The organism is Pseudomonas sp. UYEF17 (assembly GCF_040546125.1).
Lineage (GTDB): Bacteria > Pseudomonadota > Gammaproteobacteria > Pseudomonadales > Pseudomonadaceae > Aquipseudomonas > Aquipseudomonas putida_Z.
The window spans coordinates 82,963-100,705 of record NZ_JBEPNE010000008.1; the positions used below are offsets into that span (position 1 = coordinate 82,963).

General features: G+C 64.8%; 17 protein-coding genes. 7 read left to right on the top strand and 10 right to left on the bottom strand.

Translation table 11 applies throughout. The annotated features are described in order from the left end of the window. Positions 1–55 precede the first annotated feature (55 nt). The 6 genes from ABIB24_RS14710 to ABIB24_RS14735 form a co-directional block, all read right to left on the bottom strand. On the bottom strand, positions 56–541 hold the full coding sequence (locus tag ABIB24_RS14710; protein ID WP_003258675.1) for a flavin reductase family protein: 486 nt from the start codon (positions 539–541) through the stop codon (positions 56–58). A gap of 13 nt (positions 542–554) precedes the next feature. Further along, a complete protein-coding gene (locus tag ABIB24_RS14715) occupies positions 555–2,036 on the bottom strand; it encodes an aldehyde dehydrogenase (protein WP_015270730.1) in 1,482 nt (493 codons plus the stop codon). Continuing rightward, the gene (locus ABIB24_RS14720) at positions 2,033–2,866 is read right to left on the bottom strand and encodes an alpha/beta fold hydrolase (protein ID WP_025338790.1); all 834 of its coding nucleotides are present in this window, start codon (positions 2,864–2,866) and stop codon (positions 2,033–2,035) included. Before ABIB24_RS14720 ends, ABIB24_RS14715 begins: the two co-directional genes overlap by 4 nt. A gap of 68 nt (positions 2,867–2,934) precedes the next feature. After that, positions 2,935–3,531 (bottom strand): amino acid synthesis family protein, encoded by a 597-nt coding sequence (locus ABIB24_RS14725; RefSeq protein ID WP_003258678.1) that lies wholly within the window; start codon positions 3,529–3,531, stop codon positions 2,935–2,937. A gap of 334 nt (positions 3,532–3,865) precedes the next feature. After that, positions 3,866–4,906: an LLM class flavin-dependent oxidoreductase gene (locus ABIB24_RS14730; protein ID WP_025338791.1), complete on the bottom strand. Its 1,041-nt coding sequence runs from the start codon at positions 4,904–4,906 to the stop codon at positions 3,866–3,868. Positions 4,907–4,981: 75 nt separating this feature from the next. Beyond that, a complete protein-coding gene (locus ABIB24_RS14735) occupies positions 4,982–5,467 on the bottom strand; it encodes a flavin reductase family protein (protein WP_274120792.1) in 486 nt (161 codons plus the stop codon). 317 nt (positions 5,468–5,784) lie between these two features. Here ABIB24_RS14735 and ABIB24_RS14740 point away from each other — a divergent pair, with 317 nt between their 5' ends. Next, positions 5,785–7,191: a purine-cytosine permease family protein gene (locus ABIB24_RS14740; protein WP_274120793.1), complete on the top strand. Its 1,407-nt coding sequence runs from the start codon at positions 5,785–5,787 to the stop codon at positions 7,189–7,191. 137 nt (positions 7,192–7,328) lie between these two features. Here ABIB24_RS14740 and ABIB24_RS14745 read toward each other — a convergent pair whose 3' ends face one another. Further along, positions 7,329–8,954 carry a methyl-accepting chemotaxis protein gene (locus tag ABIB24_RS14745; protein ID WP_354316777.1) on the bottom strand — a complete coding sequence of 542 codons (1,626 nt, stop codon included), beginning with the start codon at positions 8,952–8,954 and terminating at the stop codon, positions 7,329–7,331. 234 nt (positions 8,955–9,188) lie between these two features. Further along, the gene (locus ABIB24_RS14750) at positions 9,189–10,391 is read right to left on the bottom strand and encodes an NAD(P)/FAD-dependent oxidoreductase (protein ID WP_286919389.1); all 1,203 of its coding nucleotides are present in this window, start codon (positions 10,389–10,391) and stop codon (positions 9,189–9,191) included. A 258-nt stretch (positions 10,392–10,649) separates the two neighbouring features. On the opposite strand from ABIB24_RS14750, the gene ABIB24_RS14755 reads away from it, so the two are divergent. Continuing rightward, positions 10,650–11,189, top strand: coding sequence for an RrF2 family transcriptional regulator (locus tag ABIB24_RS14755; RefSeq protein WP_003259245.1), 540 nt, complete (start codon positions 10,650–10,652; stop codon positions 11,187–11,189). A 118-nt stretch (positions 11,190–11,307) separates the two neighbouring features. Here ABIB24_RS14755 and ABIB24_RS14760 read toward each other — a convergent pair whose 3' ends face one another. Further along, positions 11,308–12,219, bottom strand: a complete 912-nt coding sequence (locus ABIB24_RS14760; RefSeq protein WP_274079124.1) for an AraC family transcriptional regulator — start codon at positions 12,217–12,219, stop codon at positions 11,308–11,310. A 102-nt stretch (positions 12,220–12,321) separates the two neighbouring features. On the opposite strand from ABIB24_RS14760, the gene ABIB24_RS14765 reads away from it, so the two are divergent. The 5 genes from ABIB24_RS14765 to ABIB24_RS14785 all read left to right on the top strand — a co-directional run bounded on the left by ABIB24_RS14765 (position 12,322) and on the right by ABIB24_RS14785 (position 16,811). Then, positions 12,322–12,882, top strand: a complete 561-nt coding sequence (locus ABIB24_RS14765) for a carboxymuconolactone decarboxylase family protein (protein WP_003259243.1) — start codon at positions 12,322–12,324, stop codon at positions 12,880–12,882. Positions 12,883–12,981: 99 nt separating this feature from the next. Further along, positions 12,982–14,046, top strand: a complete 1,065-nt coding sequence (locus ABIB24_RS14770; protein ID WP_137163695.1) for an acyl-CoA dehydrogenase family protein — start codon at positions 12,982–12,984, stop codon at positions 14,044–14,046. Then, positions 14,043–14,864, top strand: coding sequence for an ABC transporter ATP-binding protein (locus ABIB24_RS14775; RefSeq protein ID WP_025338798.1), 822 nt, complete (start codon positions 14,043–14,045; stop codon positions 14,862–14,864). Before ABIB24_RS14770 ends, ABIB24_RS14775 begins: the two co-directional genes overlap by 4 nt. After that, positions 14,851–16,056 (top strand): ABC transporter substrate-binding protein, encoded by a 1,206-nt coding sequence (locus ABIB24_RS14780; RefSeq protein WP_085591593.1) that lies wholly within the window; start codon positions 14,851–14,853, stop codon positions 16,054–16,056. The genes ABIB24_RS14775 and ABIB24_RS14780 overlap by 14 nt, the downstream gene beginning before the upstream one ends. Next, a complete protein-coding gene (locus tag ABIB24_RS14785; RefSeq protein ID WP_274120796.1) occupies positions 16,056–16,811 on the top strand; it encodes an ABC transporter permease in 756 nt (251 codons plus the stop codon). The genes ABIB24_RS14780 and ABIB24_RS14785 overlap by 1 nt, the downstream gene beginning before the upstream one ends. Positions 16,812–17,055: 244 nt before the next feature. Here the strand turns inward: ABIB24_RS14785 and ABIB24_RS14790 are convergent, their stop codons facing one another. After that, positions 17,056–17,742: a GNAT family N-acetyltransferase gene (locus ABIB24_RS14790; RefSeq protein WP_025338801.1), complete on the bottom strand. Its 687-nt coding sequence runs from the start codon at positions 17,740–17,742 to the stop codon at positions 17,056–17,058. Between the last annotated feature and the right edge of the window lies 1 nt (position 17,743).

The window sequence follows — 17,743 nt, forward strand, 5'->3', positions numbered from 1 at the left end:
ACCTGCGCAGTACCTGTGGGAGCGGGCGAGCCCGCGAAGAAGCCAAAGCGGTCTATCAGCCCAGGGGCGGCAGGGCGCCCAGCTTGCCCTTGTGGTAGACCATCGGGGTTACCGGCTCGGCCGGCAGCACCAGGTTCTTCACCGCGCCGACGATGATCGCGTGGTCACCGCCGTCGTACTCGCGCCACAGTTCGCACTCGATGATCGCCGTGGCCTTGGCCAGCAGCGGGTTGCCCAGCTCGCTCAGGTGCCAGTCGATGCCTTTGGCCTTGTCCTTGCCCTTGCCGGCGAAGGCATAGGCCTCGGCGGTCTGGTCGGCGGACAGCAGGTGAATCGCGAACTGCTTGCTGTCACGCAGGATGGGGTAGGTGTCGGAGGCGTAGTTGGGGCAGAACAGCACCAGCGCCGGGTCGATCGACAGCGCGCTGAACGCGCTGGCGGTTATGCCGACGATGCCACCGTCGGCGTCGAGGGTGGTGACCACCGTGACGCCGGACGGGAAGGAGCCCATCACGTCTTTGTAGATGCCTGGTTCGATCATCTTGTGCTACCTCTTAGCGCATCACAAACGGGTCGGGCATCGGCGCGGTGGACAGGTTGATCCACACGGTCTTCAGCTCGGTATAGGCCAGCACCGAATCGATGCCGCTCTCACGGCCGTAGCCGCTGTTCTTGAACCCGCCGATCGGCGCCATAGCCGACACGGCTCGGTAGGTGTTGACCCAGATGATCCCCGAACGCACGTCGCGGGCCAGGCGGTGGGCACGGCCCAGGTCGCGGGTCCAGATGCCGGCGGCCAGGCCGAACTGCGAGTCGTTGGCGATGGCCAGGGCCTCTTCCTCGGTCTTGAAGCGGATTACCGCGGCAACCGGGCCGAACACCTCTTCCTGCATGATGGTCATCGAGTTGCTGTCGCACTCGAACAGGGTCGGCTCGTAGAACCAGCCGTCACCCTCGACCTCGGCGCGCTTGCCGCCCATGTGCAGCTTGGCGCCTTCGGCCTTGGCCGCGGCCACCAGGCCTTCGACCACAGCCAGCTGTTGCGCGGTGGCCATGGGGCCCATTTCGCTGGCATCGTCCTGCGGGTTGCCGATGCGGATGCGCTTGGCGCGAGCGATCAGGCGTTCGACGAACTCGTCGAAGATCTCGTCCTGCACCAGCAGGCGCGAGCCGGCCACGCAGCTTTGCCCGGAGGCGGCATAGATGCCGGCCACGGCGCCGTTGATGGCGCTGTCCAGGTCGGCGTCGGCGAAGATGATGTTCGGCGACTTGCCGCCCAGCTCCAGCGACAGCTTGGCGAAGTTCTCGGCGCTGCTGCGTACCACGTGGCGGGCGGTGGCGGCGCCGCCGGTGAAGGCGATCTTGCGCACCAGCGGGTGGCGGGTCAGCGCCGCGCCGGTGCTGGGGCCGTAGCCGGTGACCACGTTGACCACACCGGCCGGGAAGCCGGCCTCGAGGGCCAGGCGGGCCAGCTCGAGGATGGTCGCCGAGGCGTGCTCGGACGGCTTGAGCACGATGGTGTTGCCGGCGGCCAGGGCCGGGGCCAGCTTGATGGCGGTGAGGTACAGCGGGCTGTTCCACGGGATGATCCCGGCCACCACGCCGATCGGCTCGTGCACGGTGTAGGCGAACAGGTCGGGCTTGTCCAGCGGCAGGGTGCCGCCTTCAAGCTTGTCGGCAAGGCCAGCGGTGTAGTGGAAGAACTCTGGCAGGTAGCCGACCTGGCCGCGGGTTTCGCGGATCAGCTTGCCGTTGTCACGGCTTTCCAGCTGGGCCAGGTGTTCCTTGTTTTCGGCAATCAGGTCACCCAGGCGACGCAGCAGCTTGCCGCGCGCGGTGGCGGTGATGCTGCGCCACTCCTTGCTGTCGAAGGCACGCTGGGCGGCCTGCACGGCCAGCTCCACATCGGCCTCGTCGGCGTCGGGCAGTTGCGCCCAGGCCTGGGCGGTGGCCGGGTTGAGGCTGTCGAAGGTCTTGCCGCTCTGGGCATCGCGCCATTGGCCGTCGATGCACATCTGGAAACGAACGAGGGTCATGCAACAATCCCCTTGGCGGATTCGGTGAGGGTGCGGGCTTGCGCGAGGAAGTCCAGCAGCATCTTGTTGACTTCACGCGGTGCTTCCACCGGCATCATATGCCGTTGCTCGGCGAGGACCACGCTGTGCGCGCCAGGAATGCTGGCGGCGAGCTGGCGGGTCATGGCCGGGGTGGAGCCCGAGTCGAGTTCGCCGGTGGCGATCAGCGTCGGCACCTGGATACTGGCCAGGTCGGCGGCGCGGTACATGTCCTGGGTGGCGAACAGCGAATAAGTGGTGTGGTAGCCCTGCGGGTCGTTGCTCGCCAGCACCTGGCGAATGGCGGCGACCTGCGCCGGGTTGGCAGCCTTGTATTCACGGCTGAACCAGCGGTCGAGCGCGGCGTCGACGTTGGCGTCGGGGCCCAGCTGCGCAGCCTGGGCGGCGCGGGCGATAACGCCGGCACTCTGCTCGGGGGTGCGGTTGAACACGCTGTTGAGCACTACCAGTGCGGCCAGGCGCTGCGGGTAGCCGAGGGCGAACGCCCGGGCGACCAGGCCGCCCATGGAGAAGCCGATCACGGTGGCTTGCGCGATCTGCAGGTGGTCGAGCAGTTCGGCGAGCTGGGCGGCATAGCCTTCCAGGCCGATGTCCGCGGCCGGCAGTGCGCTCTGGCCGTGGCCGAGCATGTCGTAGGCAATGACGCGGTAGTCGTTGGCCAGGCCAACGAACTGACCGCCCCACATTTCCTTGTTCAGGCCCACGCCGTGGATCAGTACCACGGGTTGGCCCTGGCCGACGGACAGGTAGCTGGTGCCGGCGGGTGTGCGTTCAGCGACAGGCTGAATCATGGAGGGCGCTCCTTGAAGGTCGGGCGCGGCGGGTAAGCACGCCACGCCCCGGCCCGTCTTGGTTGTTGTTATTGAGCGTTGGCTTTTTCGGCAGCCAGTTCTTCCAGGTCGATGTAGCGGTTGCCGATGCGCGGGTGCAGGCGGCCGCCGTCGGAGGCGCCCAGGACCACGACGATTTCATCGGCGCGCGGGGCATCTTCGATCTGCATTTCCAGGGTGATGTAGTGCGAGCGCAGGCCTTCGTCGTCCTTCTGCATCATCGGGATCTGGATAGAGGTGCCCGGGCCGCCGCGCTTGTTGGTGAAGCTCAGGTAGCTCTTGGCCTGTACCGCTTCGCGGTAGTGGTTGCCGAAGCGCAGGGTGTGGATCACCGCCGAGGCGTGTTCGATTTCGCCGTCGGCGCCGACGACTGCGGCCTTGCCGTAGGCTTCGATCTTGTCGGCGCCGCCGATGGCTGCAGTCAGGCGCTCGACCATCAGGGCACCCAGGTCCGAGCAGTTGGCACGGATTTCCGGCTTCAGATCTTCAACGAAACCGCGACCGGCCCATGGGTTCTTGATCACGACGGCCAGGCCGACCATGGTCACCGGCTTGTCGGTGGCCTTGCCGCCTTCGATGCGGGTCTCTTCGGAGTAGGTGACGATCTTGCGGATTTCGAAACTCATGGGTGGCTCCTGGTGAGGGTTATCAGCTCTTGCTGTCTGATGGTATACCATAATATTTGTTGTGCAAGAGGTGGCTGGAAATTTCTCTTGCGAGGGGACGAAAGGCGCTGTGTATCGGGGTTTTTGTGGCGTTCTGTACCGGCCTCTTCGCGGGTGAACCCGCTCCCACAGGTACCCCACAGGGTTCATGGTCTGCGTCATACCTGTGGGAGCGGGTTCACCCGCGAAGAGGCCAGTACAGGCAACGGATCACTCCCCAAAAAAAAGCCCGCTCACGCGGGCCACAAGGCCCACGGGAGCGGGCGCGTCCCGCAATGTTTCAGGTAATGGGAAATCAGGCGAACGCCGGCACCACTTCCTTGATGAACAGCTCCAGCGATTTCTTCTTCTCGGCGTGGGGCAGGCTGTTGTCGCACCAGAAGCTGAACTCGTCGACGCCAAGTTCCTGGTAGTACTTGATACGCGCGATGATCTCTTCCGGCGTGCCGATCATGGTGTTCTTGCGGATGTTCTCCAGCTCGAACGCCGGCACTTCGGCGAACTTCGATTCCGGGCTCGGCTCGAGGAAGCCGTTGACCGGGGTGGTCTTGTTGCCGAACCAGGCATCGAAGGTGCGGTAGAAGCGCGAGATGGCCTGGGCGCCGACCTTCCAGCCTTCCGGCTCGGCCGGGCTGTGCACGTGGGTGTGGCGCAGCACCATCAGTTGCGGGCGCGGCACGCCCGGGTTGTTGTCCAGGGCAGCCTGGAACTTGTTCTTCAGGTCCAGCACTTCCTCGTCACCCTTCATCAGCGGGGTGACCATGACGTTGCAGCCATTGGCCACGGCGAAGTTGTGCGAGTCCGGGTCGCGGGCGGCGATCCACATCGGTGGGGTGGCGTTGAACGGCTTCGGCACGCTGGTGGAGGTGGGGAACTTGTAGACTTCGCCGTCATGGGCGTAGTCGCCTTCCCACAGCTTGCGCACCACCGGCACCATTTCGCGCAGGGCCTTGCCGCCGTCGGTGGCCGGCATGCCGCCTGCCATGCGGTCGAATTCGAACTGGTAGGCGCCACGCGCCAGGCCCACTTCCATGCGGCCATTGCTGATCACATCGAGCAGGGCGCATTCGCCCGCCACGCGGATCGGGTTCCAGAACGGCGCGATGATGGTGCCGGCGCCCAGGCGGATCTTGTCGGTGCGCGCAGCCAGGTAGGCCAGCAGCGGCATCGGGCTTGGCGAAATGGTGTATTCCATGGCGTGGTGTTCGCCGATCCACACGGTGCTGAAACCGCCGTTCTCGGCCATCAGGGTCAGTTCGGTCAGGTCTTCGAACAGCTGGCGGTGGCTGACCTGTTCATCCCAACGTTCCATGTGCACGAACAACGAAAATTTCATGGGGCTTTCCTCAACGCTTGAAAGGGGCTGGCGCCTGGCAGGGTTGGCGCCAGCGGTCTCGATTCAGAATAGGCTTCAGGCAAAGGCCGGCAGGCTGGCCATCTTGCCGCGGCAGTACACCATCGGCCGTGGCGCCTCTTCAGGGACGATCAGGTTGTGCACCTTGCCGACCATGATGGCGTGGTCGCCACCTTCGTATTCGCGCCACAGTTCGCATTCGATGACCGCGGTGGCACCGGCCAGGATCGGGTTGCCCAGTTCACTCAGGGTCCACTCGATGCCACTGGCCTTGTCCTTGCCCTTCTTGGCGAACGCATAGGCTTCGGCCTGCTGTTCACCGGACAACAGATGAATGGCGAAGCGCTTCTGCCGGATCAGCACGGGGTAGGAGTCGGAGGTGTAGTTGGGGCAGAACAGCACCAGCGGCGGGTCCATCGACAGGGAGGAGAAGGCGCTGGCGGTCAGGCCGACGACCGAGCCATCGTCGTCCAGGGTGGTGATGACGGTAACGCCGGACGGGAAGGAGCCCAGGACATGCTTGTAGACGGTTGCGTCGATCATCTGGTGTACCTCTATAGGGCTGCGGTGGTCCGCGGTTTTTATCGTTGATGTGTCTGATGGTATACCGTAATACCTATTTTGCAAGCGGAATTTTCAAGCGAGGGTATTGCGCGATGAACGGCTCAAGCCCTCGTATACCGTGGCTTTGAGCGGTGAGGCGGTTTGCCGCAGGGGTTGCGCGAGCGGATCAGTGGGCGTTTTTTCCTACGGATCAGTGTTGTCAAAAGTTTGGAATACCATAATATGGTCCGCAGCTGAGAGGCCGCCTAGATGCGGTTTCCTTACAAAGATAAAAACGACCTTTCGAGCTGAATCCTATGTCCCAACCGTCGTCGCAACACCAGTTTGTCGAGAATCACACGGTCGATTACGTTCCACCTGCCGAGCGCCACGGGAAGGCGCGCGACCTGTTCACCCTCTGGTTCAGTACCAACATCGCGCCACTGCCCATCGTCACCGGCGCCATGGTGGTCCAGGTGTTCCACCTGAACCTGTTATGGGGCCTGGTCGCCATCGTGCTGGGCCATCTGGTCGGGGGCGTGGTCATTGCCCTTGCTTCTGCGCAGGGACCGCAGCTGGGCATTCCGCAAATGGTGCAGAGCCGTGGCCAGTTCGGCCGCTACGGCGCCTTGCTGATCGTGTTCTTCACCGCGCTGATCTATGTCGGTTTCTTCATTTCCAACATCGTCCTGGCGGGCAAGACCATCCACGGCATCACCCCGAGCGTGCCGATGCCGGGCGCGATCGTGATCGGTGCGCTGAGTGCCACCGCCATTGGCGTGATCGGCTACCGCTTCATCCACATCCTCAACCGCATCGGTACCTGGGTGATGGGTTCGGCGTTGCTGGCCGGTTTCATCATGATGTTCGCCCAGGAACTGCCGGCCGACTTCTTCAGCCGTGGCGCGTTCAACCTGTCGGGCTTCATCGCCACCGTGTCGCTGGGCACCATCTGGCAGATCAGCTTCTCGCCGTATACCTCCGACTACTCGCGCTACCTGCCGCGTGAAGTGGGCATTGCCAAGCCGTTCTGGGCCACCTACTTCGGCGCTACCCTGGGCACCATCCTGTGCTTCAGCTTTGGTGCGGTGGCGGTGCTGTGCGTGCCGGAAGGCACCGATGCGATGGACGCTGTCAAGCAGGCCACCGGCTGGCTGGGCCCGATCCTGATGGTGCTGTTCCTGCTCAACATCATCAGCCACAACGCCCTCAACCTGTATGGCGCGGTGCTGTCGATCGTGACCGCGATCCAGACCTTCATCGCCGAGTGGACGCCGAGCATCAAGGTGCGGGTGGTGCTGGCTGCGGTGATTCTGATGGGCTGCGGCATGGTCGCGCTGAATGCCTCGGCGGACTTCATCGGCCAGTTCATCGGCCTGATCCTGGCACTGCTGCTGGTGCTGGTGCCGTGGGCGTCGATCAACCTGATCGACTTCTACCTGATCAAGAAGGGCCAGTACGACATCGCCTCGATCTTCAGTGCCGACGGCGGCATCTATGGCCGCTTCAACCACCACGCGATCATTGCCTATGCCTGCGGCATCCTGGTGCAGCTGCCGTTTGCCAATACGTCGCTGTATGTGGGGCCGTATTCCAATATCGTCGAAGGGGCTGACCTGTCGTGGCTGTTCGGCCTGCTGGTGACGGTGCCGCTGTATTACTGCCTGGCGACCCGGGGCAAGGCTGCCGAGAAGGCGGGGCGGGTTGTGAGTGTCAATGACTGATAGATTGGCGTTGCTGTAACAGGGGCTGCTTTGCAGCCCATTCGCAGCGCAAGGCTGCTCCTACAAAGGAATCGCGTTGCATGTAGGAGCAGCCTTGCGCTGCGAATGGGCCGCAACGCGGCCCCGGCTATTTCAGCTCAAACCTTGAACTGCGCCACCAGGCCATTCAGGTCCACCGCCAACCGCGACAGATCCTGCGCCGCCGCACTGGTCTGGTTGGCCCCCGCCGATGTCTGCATCGCCAGGTCGCGAATGTTCACCAGGTTGCGGTCCACCTCCCGCGCTACCTGCGCCTGTTCCTCCGAAGCGCTGGCAATGACCAGGTTGCGCTGGTTGATCGAGGCAATCGCCTCGGCAATCACCTCCAGCGCCTGACCGGCGCCTTGCGCCACCTCCAGCGTGCCGCTGGCGCGGCCCTGGCTGCTGTGCATCGCCGTCACCGCCCGCTCGGTACCGTTCTGGATGCCGGCAATCATCTGCTCGATTTCGGCGGTCGACTGCTGGGTACGGTGGGCGAGGGCGCGTACCTCATCGGCCACCACGGCAAAGCCACGGCCCGCCTCGCCGGCGCGGGCCGCTTCGATGGCGGCATTCAGCGCCAGCAGGTTGGTCTGCCCGGCAATCGCGCCAATCACGTCCAGCACGCGGCTGATCTCGTTGGCATTGTTGGCCAGCTGTTCGATCTCGGTCGAGGTACCGGTCACGTCAGCCACCAGATGCTGGATGGACGCCAGCGCCTGGTTGACCCGGTCGCGGCCATCACGGGTGGTCTGGTCGGCGCCCTTCGAGGCGTCGGCGGTGCTGACGGCATTGTTCGCCACTTCCTCGACCGCCGCAGTCATCTGGTTGACGGCGGTGGCCGCCTGGTCGATCTCCGCGCTTTGCTGGTGCAGGCCGCGGCTGGTGTCTTCGGTGACGGTGTGCAGTTCCTCCGAAGCCGAGGCCAACTGGTCGGACGAGGCGGCGATCTTGCGGATGGTGTCGCGCAGGCTGCCCTGCATGCGGCCCAGGGCGCGCAGCAGCAAGGCTGGCTCGTCGCGGCCGATTACACGGATGTCCTGGGTCAGGTCGCCGGTCGCCACGCGTTCGGCCACGCTCACCGCATCGGCCAGCGGCACGACGATACTGCGAGTGAGCAGGGTGGCAATGGCGACCAGGGCCAGCATGATCACCAGCAGCGAGACAATGATCGCGGTGAACGCTTCGTCAGCCACGTCGCTGCTGAGCTGCGAGGCCTGTTCGGCACCTTTGCCGTTGTAGGCGATCAGCGCCGCCATGGCCTGCATCATGCTGTCGGCGCGTTGGGTCAGGGGGCCGTTGATCTGCTGCCTGGCGGCTTCCATGCGGCCAGCAACAATGTCCTGCAGTACGCGTGCTTGCAGCTCGAGGTATTGCTGGTGCGCGCTATTGAAGGTGTCGAACAGGGCGCGGTCATCGGCGGCGGTGATGGTACCTTCGTATGCCTTCAGGCCATCCGTCATCTCGGCATTGGTGCCGTCGAGCAACTGCAGGTTGCGGCTGCGTTCGCTGGGGTTGTCGACCAGTGCGGTACGCAGGGTGAGGGCGCGGGCGCGACCAAGGTTGCTGCTGATTTCGCTCAGGGCCACCACGGCGGGCATCCAGTTGTCCCGGATTTCGTCCGTGGCCTTGTCCATCTGCCGGGTTTCATAAAGTGCGGCAAGGCCCATGAACAGGACCAGGATACCCAACAGGGCGAACACGCAGGCAGCGCGAATGCCGATCTTCAAATTCCTTAATTGCATGACATCCTCCTTGACGGTGGCGTGCAGGCCCTCAGGAGCTTGGGCGGATGGCCGGGTCACCGGGTGTGGCGCCAGGCTCTGGAAGCGCTGCGGATTAAGTTGTGTGCTTCACCCTCTTGAATTCTTTTTGATTTGAATGATGCCATATGGCCATCATTTTCGGACAGTCATTTCATGTCATGACATCAAAAGACAAAACCGCCAACAGGTGGCGGTTTTGTCAGTTTGCTGCGGTCAGACGATCGCGATCAGCGGGTCGGCAGCGGCCAGTGCCAAGGCGCGATCAGCCGCTGGCGGGTAGATCCACACCGAGTTGATCTGGCGCTTGAGGTCTTTGCCTTCCTGGCCGTGCAGCTTCAGTTCGCGCTCCCAACCCTCGCTGAACGTCGCGCCCCATTCGCCCAGGTCCAGGCAGGTGACGTACTTGGGCTGGCGGTACACCACCGGCTGCAGGCCGAGCAGGTCGGCCGCGGCGTTGTTGCCGGAGTGGCGGCCCATGGGGATGGCGTGCTGGCAGGTCATCAGGGCGTGGTTGCCCAGTTCGTCCACAGCGGCCCAGGCGGTGTCGCCCGTGGCGTACACATGGTCCTGGCCCAGCACCTTCAGGTGGCCGTCCACTTTCAGCCGGCCGAAGTTGTCGCGCTCGCCGGCAACCTGTGCGGTCAACGGGCTGGCCTTCACGCCAACGGTCCAGATCACGGTGTTGCTGGCGATATGCTCGCCATTGTCCAGGGTAACGCCGCCGGCATCGACAGCCACCACCGAAGCCCCCGCCTTCCACTCGACCCCGGCCTGTTCGCAGGCGGCGATGATCGACGGCGTGATACCGGCGCCCAGCGCCGCACCAACTTGCGCACCACGGTCGACCACCACCACCCGCACCGCTGCACTGGCGCCGAGGATGGCACGCAGGCGGGCAGGCATTTCCGTAGCGGTTTCGATACCCGTGAAGCCACCACCGCAGACCACCACGGTGTTGCGTGCAGGCGAAGCGGGCAGGGTGGCCAGGCCGACCAGGTGCTGTTCCAGGCGCATGGCCGATTCCATCTGGTCGACATCGAATGCATGTTCGGCCAGGCCAGGCACTGCCGGGCGTGCGACCTGGCTGCCGGCGGCAAGGATCAGGCGGTCGTAGGCGATCTGTTGCCGGTGCCCCTGGGCGTCGGTGTAGCTGACGCTGCGCCCTTCGGTATCGATGCTGTCGGCGTTGCCCGGGATGAAGTGAATGCCCACGGCTTCGAACAGCTCGCCCAGCGGGGCCTTCATGCCGTGCACGTCAGCCTCGTAGAAGCGCGGGCGGATGCGCAGTTCAGGCTGTGGAGCGAGGACGCTGATGTTGATGTCGGCACGCTGGGCCTGATCGAGCAGGCGCGCAGCGCTCAGGGCGCTCCATACACCGGCAAAGCCGGCACCGATGATGAGGATGTTCGATTTCATGAAGGTGCTCCGCAAGGTTCGAAAGGGACTTCGAGGGCGGGTTGTGTGCCTCTCGAATAACTACGACTGTATTGATCGTAGTTTGTGCGTGCAAGTCTTTTTTTCCACATGCCGACACTCCGCATCACCATTTCGCGGCTCGAATAGCTGTATTTACTGGGCTTAAGGGAAAAACAAGGCCGACCGGTGGCAGCTTTGCGCTTTGCGGTGCGGATGCTATCGGCGTATTATTTGCGACAAGATTGGTCGGAGATAGATATGTCGCTCTACAGTGCTGGCGTCGAATACGGTATCCATTGCCTGCTGTTCCTGGTGGACGAGCGGGGCGACTCGCGCGAGTCCAGCGTGCGCGACCTGGCGGAGTTGCAGGGTGTACCGCAGGAGTACCTGGCCAAGGTCTTTACCAAGCTGGCTCGTGCCGGGCTGGTGGCCGCCACCGAGGGCGTGCGTGGCGGCTTCCGACTGGCGCGGCCGTCGGATGAAATCACCGTGCTGGATATCGTCAATGCCATCGATGGGCCAAAGAAGATCTTCGACTGCCGCGAAGTTCGCGAGCGTTGCAGCCTGTTCGAGGGTTCGCCGCCGGGTTGGGCGACCGAGGGCACCTGCGCGATCCATGCGGTGATGCTGGGTGCGCAGAAGCGCATGGAAGAGGCCCTGGCGCAGCAGACCATCCTTGATCTGGCGCGGCGGTTCGGGCGCAAGGCGCCGGCCGAGTTCGGGCAGAAGGTCAATGCCTGGATGGGTGAGCGGCGGGAGGGTAAAGGGGCAGGGGATATTCCGGTCAGTCAGGTCTGAATCTGCTGCCAGTGCCGGCCTCTTCGCGGGTAAACCCGCTCCCACAGGTACCCCACAAGTTCCAGAGATTTTGATATCCCTGTGGGAGCGGGTTCACCCGCGAAGAGGCCAGTGTAGGCTAACGCCCCTCATGCTGCCGCCGATACGCCCCCGGCTGCACCCCCACCGCCTTGGCGAACGCCCGGGTAAACGCCGCCACCGACTGATACCCCACCTGTGCCCCGACCTGCTCCACGGTATGCCCCGCCCGCAGCAACTGGCTGGCATGGCGCATGCGCAACGCCAGCAGTACTTGCCCCGGCGACTGCCCCGCCAGTTCATTGAAACGCTTGAAAAACGCTGACCGCGACAACCCGGTGCAGGCGGCCATGCTTTCCAGCGTCCACGCTTGCCCCGGTTGCTCGATCAGCTGCTCCAGCAACCCGGCAAACGCCGGTTGCCGGGCGAGGGCTACCAGCCCGCCCAGCGATTGCCCGGCATGCACCTGCTGGCGCAGCACATACAGGAATAACAAGTGCGTCAGCCGCTCCAGCAACGCCTGTGACGGCCCGGTGGCGCGCCGGCATTCCTCCAGGATCAGCTCGAACAATGCCCGCGCCGCATGCCCGGCCGGTTCATCGGCGCGCAGCAATATCCAGTCGGCCAGGCCGTCGACGATCAGCGCCGACAAGCCCGGCCTGAAGTGGAAGAAACCACATACCAGCCCCACGCCATCGACCGCATCGGCGTCCATGGCCTGCATGTGCTGGCGTGGCTGGGCGCAGGCACTGGCCGGGTCCTGGTCGCTGGCCAGGCGATAGCCGAGGTCGCGCAGCAGGAACACCGCATCGCCGGCCTCCAGGCGCAGAGCCTCGGGCTGGCCGTCGATGTGCAGCCAGCAATGCCCTTGCACCACCAGGTGGAAACTGGCCCGGCCCATGCCTTGGGTGCTGGCGTGCCAGCCGCCGCAGTAGCGGCCCACATGGAACAGGCTGGCATCGAGCTCCAGGCCCTCTAATAACCAATCGACAAGGTGGCTGGACGAAATCATCTAATGCAAAGACTCAAGAGCAAGGAAAGGCGACTGATGAATATGGAGGGTAGTTCTTATAACCAACAGACTGTAGTGACACCCATCAAAGGAGACCACTCCATGTCCTCGCGCATTACTTTACACACGCTGCAGAGCGCCCCGGAAGCGGCCCGTCCGTTCCTCGAGAACGCCCAGAAGAATTCCGGCTTCATCCCCAACCTGCTGGGCGTGCTGGCCAATGCCCCGGCGGCGCTGGAAACCTACGTGACCGTTTCGGCACTCAACGGCAAAGCCGAACTTAGCCTGGCCGAGCGTGAAGTGGTGCAGCTGATTGCCGCCACCCAGCATGGCTGTGACTTCTGCGTGGCCGGCCACACGGCCGTGGCCCTGAACAAGGCCAAGCTGCCGCAGGAGGTGGTCGATGCCCTGCGTGCCCGTGGCGAGCTGCCCGATGCCCGGTATGAAACCCTGGCCGCGTTCGCCCGCGAAGTCATCGCCACCCGTGGCAATGTCAGCGAGGCCACTTACCAGGCCTTCCGCGCAGCCGGTTTCAGCGAAGGCAACGCCCTGGAGGTGATTCTGGGCGTGAGCCTCGCAACCCTGTGCAACTTTGCTAATGTGTTCGCCCAGACGCCGCTCAATGACGAGCTCGGCAAGTACCGCTGGCAACCTTCTGCATGATCCGCGCGTGACACCGGTCGTACCGCGATCGTTGTAGGAGCGGCCTTGTGCCGCGAATGGGCCGCCAAGCGGCCCCGGCGTTTTCAAAGGAGCAAGACCATGCAAGATTGTGCATTTCGACACTGGCTGGATGCCAATGCCGAGGCCATTGACCGCGGCCAGTGCGAGCCGCAGCTGGTGCTGGCGCAAATCGCCGAATCGCAGCTGCTGCGGGTCGGTGTCGACCCGGCCCTGGGCGGCACGGGCGGGCAGGTGACCGACGCGGTCGAGGCCATTGCCGCAATCGCCAGCCGCTCGCTGGCAGCGGCGTTCGTCTGCTGGGGCCAGCGCGCCTTCATCGAATACCTGTTGCACAGCCCCAACCAGCCCCTGCGCGAGCGCCTGCTGCCGCGCCTGCTGACTGGCGAACTGGCCGGCGCCACCGGGCTGTCCAACGCCATGAAGTTCCTGTCCGGCATCGAAGCGTTGCAGGTGCGCGGGTGCCCGCAAGCCGATGGCTGGCAGCTGGAAGGTCGCCTGCACTGGGTGACCAACCTGCGCAAAAGCGGCTTCGTGGTGGCTGCGGCTATCGAAGACGAAGCCGGTGGTGCACCGTTCGTGCTAGCCATTCCGTCCGACGCGCAGGGCCTGGAGCGCTCCGACGACCTGCAACTGATGGGCCTGCAGTCGAGCAACACCGCGGCACTGGCCTTCCACCAGGTGCAATTGCAGCGTGGCTGGTTGCTGCACGAAAATGCCCGTGAGTTCCTGCCCCGGGTACGCCCGGCGTTCCTGGCGCTGCAGTGCGGCATGGCCATTGGCCTGGCGCGGCGGGCGCTGGCGGAAGTGCAGGCACACCTGCATGGCCGTGCCTCGTTCCTCGACGAAGCACGCCAGGTGCTCGGCGAGCGCCTGGAAAACACCGTGAGCGAGCTCAAGCAGGGCCTGCTCGATGGCCGCTTCCAGCAGCAGCCGGCAGCCTTGTTCAAGCTGCGCATCACCCTGGCCGAAAGCGCTGCCGACGCCGTGCAACTGGAGTTGCAGGCCAGTGGTGGCAAGGCCTACCTCAGCGAGTACGGCGAAGGCTTTGCCCGCCGCTGGCGCGAGTCGGCCTTCGTGCCGATCGTCACGCCCAGCCTGGTGCAACTGCGCGCCGAACTGCAACGCCAGGCGGGCGCGGCATGAGCCAAGTGTTGCTCGAAGCCCGCGACATCAGCCTGGGCTACCCGCGCGAGGGTGGCTGGCAGGCGGTGCTGGCGCAGTTCGACCTGCAGCTGGCCCCTGGCGAAGTGGTGACCATCCTCGGCCCCAGCGGGGTCGGCAAGTCCAGCCTGCTGCGGGTACTGGCCGGCCTGCAGCAGCCCCGCGGTGGCAGCGTGACCCTGCACGGCCAGCCGCTGCAGGGCCCGCACCCACGCCTGGCGGTGGCCTTCCAGGACCCGAGCCTGTTGCCCTGGCTGAGCCTGGAGAAGAACGTCGCCTTCGGCCTGGACTTCGCCCGCCAGCCAAAACTTGCCGCCGCCGAACGGCGCGCACGCATCGACCATGCGATTGCCGCCGTGGGCCTGGCCCATGCTCGCGGCCAGTACCCGGCGCAGTTGTCCGGCGGCATGGCCCAGCGCACCGCGCTGGCCCGATGCCTGGCCCGCCAGCCCGAAGTGCTGTTGCTCGACGAGCCGTTCGGCGCGTTGGATGAAGTGACCCGGGCCGACATGCAGCAACTGCTGCTGCAACTGATCGCCACCCACAACACGGCGGCGGTGCTGATCACCCACGATATCGACGAAGCCCTGCTGCTGTCCGACCGGGTCCTGCTACTGGGCAACCACCCAGCGCATACCCTCGGCCAGTGGCGCATCGACCTGCCGCAACCACGGACGCAGCGGGTCGAGGAACTGGGCGCCTTGCGCATCGAAATCCTCAAAACCCTTCGGCGGGCAAGCCGCACAGTCGAACCTACCCCAACCCCGTTGCCCTCGGAGGCTGTCCATGTGCATGGATGACTGCTGTTCCTCTTCTTCGCGTCGCGATTTCCTCAAGCTCGGCGCCATGCTCACGGCCGCCGGAGCACTGCCGTTGCTGTCGAGCCTGCAGGCCCGCGCCGCCGCCGAGCCGGACGCGCCAGTGCGTATCGGCTACCTGCCGATCACTGACGCCACGCCGCTGCTGGTGGCGCACAACAACGGCCTGTTCGAGGCCGAAGGCATCAAGGCCGAGCGCCCGGTACTGCTGCGCAGCTGGGCGCAGGTGATCGAGGCGTTCATCTCCGGCCAGGTCAACGTCATCCACCTGCTGTCGCCGATGACCGTATGGGCCCGCTACGGCAGCAAGGTGCCGGCCAAGGTGGTGGCCTGGAACCACGTGGGCGGTTCAGGCCTGACCGTGGCCCCGGACATCAGCGACATGAAACAGCTGGGCGGCAAGACCGTGGCCATCCCGTTCTGGTACTCGATCCACAACGTGGTGCTGCAACAGATGCTCAACGACAACGGCCTGACCCCGGTGTCGAAGCCGGCCAATGCGCCGCTGGCCGGCAACGAAGTCAACCTGCTGGTATTGCCGCCGTCCGACATGCCGCCGGCGCTGGCCAGCAAACGCATCGCTGGCTATATCGTCGCCGAGCCATTCAACGCCCTGGCCGAGAACCTCAAGGTTGGCCGCGTGCAGCGCTTTACCGGCGATGTGTGGCGCAACCACGCCTGCTGCGTGGTGTTCATGCACGAGCACGACCTGAACAACCGCCCGGAGTGGTCGCAGAAGGTGGTCAACGCCATCGTCAAGGCCCAGCACTGGACCCGTGACCACCGCGCCGAGGCCGCCGCATTGTTGTCCAAGGCCGGCCCCAACAAGTACACCCCGCATGAACCAGCAGTGCTCGGCAAAGTGCTGGCCCCGGCCGCCGAGGACCGTGCCGGTTACATTGCCAGTGGCGCCATTCGCCACCAGCAGTGGGACGAAAAGCGCATCGATTTCCAGCCTTACCCGTTCCCTAGCTACACCGAAGAGCTGGTCAAGCGCCTGAAAACCACCCTGATCGAGGGCGACAGCGCGTTCCTGGCCGGCCTGGACCCGGCACAGACCGCCCGCGACCTGGTCGACGACCGCTTCGTGCGCAACGCCATCGCCAGCGTTGGCGGGCCGTCGGTGTTCGGCATTGCCGATAACTTCGAGCGTAGCGAGGAGTTCGCGGTCTGATGCGCACGCATGTCGTTCATGCCGGCCTGGGGCTGGCCGGGTTGCTGGGTTTGTTGCTGTTGTGGTGGGCCGGTGTCGCGCTGTTCGGCCAGGCCGATGGCCTGTCGGCGCGCTTTTCGCCGGCAGCGACCCTGGCCAGCCTGGTCGAGTTGCTGGGGCAGGGCGAGGTGTACGGGCATATCTTGGTGAGCCTCAAGCGTATCCTGGTCGGGCTGCTGCTGGCGCTGCTGATCGGCGTGCCGCTGGGCTTGCTGGTGGGCAGCTACCGGCACCTGGAGGCTGCGACCACACCGGCGTTCCAGTTCCTGCGGATGATCTCGCCGCTGTCGTGGATGCCGGTGGTGGTGATGCTGATGGGCGTGGGGGACCAGCCTATCTACTTCCTGCTGGCGTTTGCCGCGTTGTGGCCGATCTTGCTGAACACGGCGGCCGGGGTAAGGCAGCTGGACCCGCGCTGGTTGCAGTTGAGCCGCAGTTTGAGTGCCACGCGCCGGGAGACCTTGTGCAAGGTGATCGTGCCCGGGGTGATCGGCCATGTGCTGACCGGCGTGCGCCTGGCCATCGGCATCCTGTGGATCGTGCTGGTGCCGTGCGAAATGCTCGGGGTGAGTGCGGGGCTGGGGTACTTCATTCTCGATACCCGCGACCGGCTGGCGTATTCCGAGCTGATGGCAATGGTGCTGCTGATCGGGGTGCTGGGGTTTTTGCTGGATGCCCTGGCGCGTGGGCTGCACCGGCGTTGGGTGCATGGCTGAGGGGCCAGTGGGGCTTCTTCGCGGCTAAACCCGCTCCCATGGAACTGCACATAACTCATTGAATTAGCAGGGACCCTGTGGGAGCGGCTTTAGCCGCGAACACCGGCGCAGCCGGTGCCATGCACCGCGTTGGATTCTTCGCGGCTAAAGCCGCTCCCACAGGGTACGAGGATCGCTTGCGAATTCAGTTATCTGTGCGACAGCGCAGCCCAAAGGGCTGGGCAACCTCCCACAGGCCCTTGGGTCAATGCACTGTCTTGCGCTGCCGTACACACTCCTGAGCCTGAGCAGTCAGTTCGTCCAGTCGCTCATCCCGCATCTGCTCCGCTTCGATCATCGCATCCTCACCCTGCTGGTTGAGCAGGTAGGTATGGATCTGCATCACTTCCGCCGTCTGGTAGATCGGCGCAATATCCAGCCGCCCGATCAGCGCGCCGCTAGCCCGCCCGGTACTGCTCATCAGTACCTGCGGCCCGTTGGCGGCCACCACCTGCATGCCCATCGCCTCGAACCACGGTACCTGGCTGGCAAAGGCATTCAGCTCGACGCAGGCATGGCGTGCCTGCAGGTCGCCCAGCAGGGCGCGGGCGATGCCCTGGCGACGATGGCTGGCGCGCACGGCCAGGAACGCCAGGGCGCACGCCTGTTCGTCGTCCTCGGCCGGCAGCGACAGGGCAAACCCCAGCAATTGGTCCGGTGCCTCTGCATCCAGCGCCAGGGTTAGCGTCACGGCCAGGCCGCGGGTGCCGTCCAGTGCTTGCAGGTACTGGTGCACCTCCATGCCGACGCCGTACTGGTACAGCGGGTACAGCGGGTTGTCGGCACTGATGGCGACACTGCTCAGTTCGCCGACGTGGTGGATCACCAGTTCGCGGATCTGGTTCTGGAAAGATTCAGGCGGCACGCTGTCGAGGCGGCTCAGGATGAACATC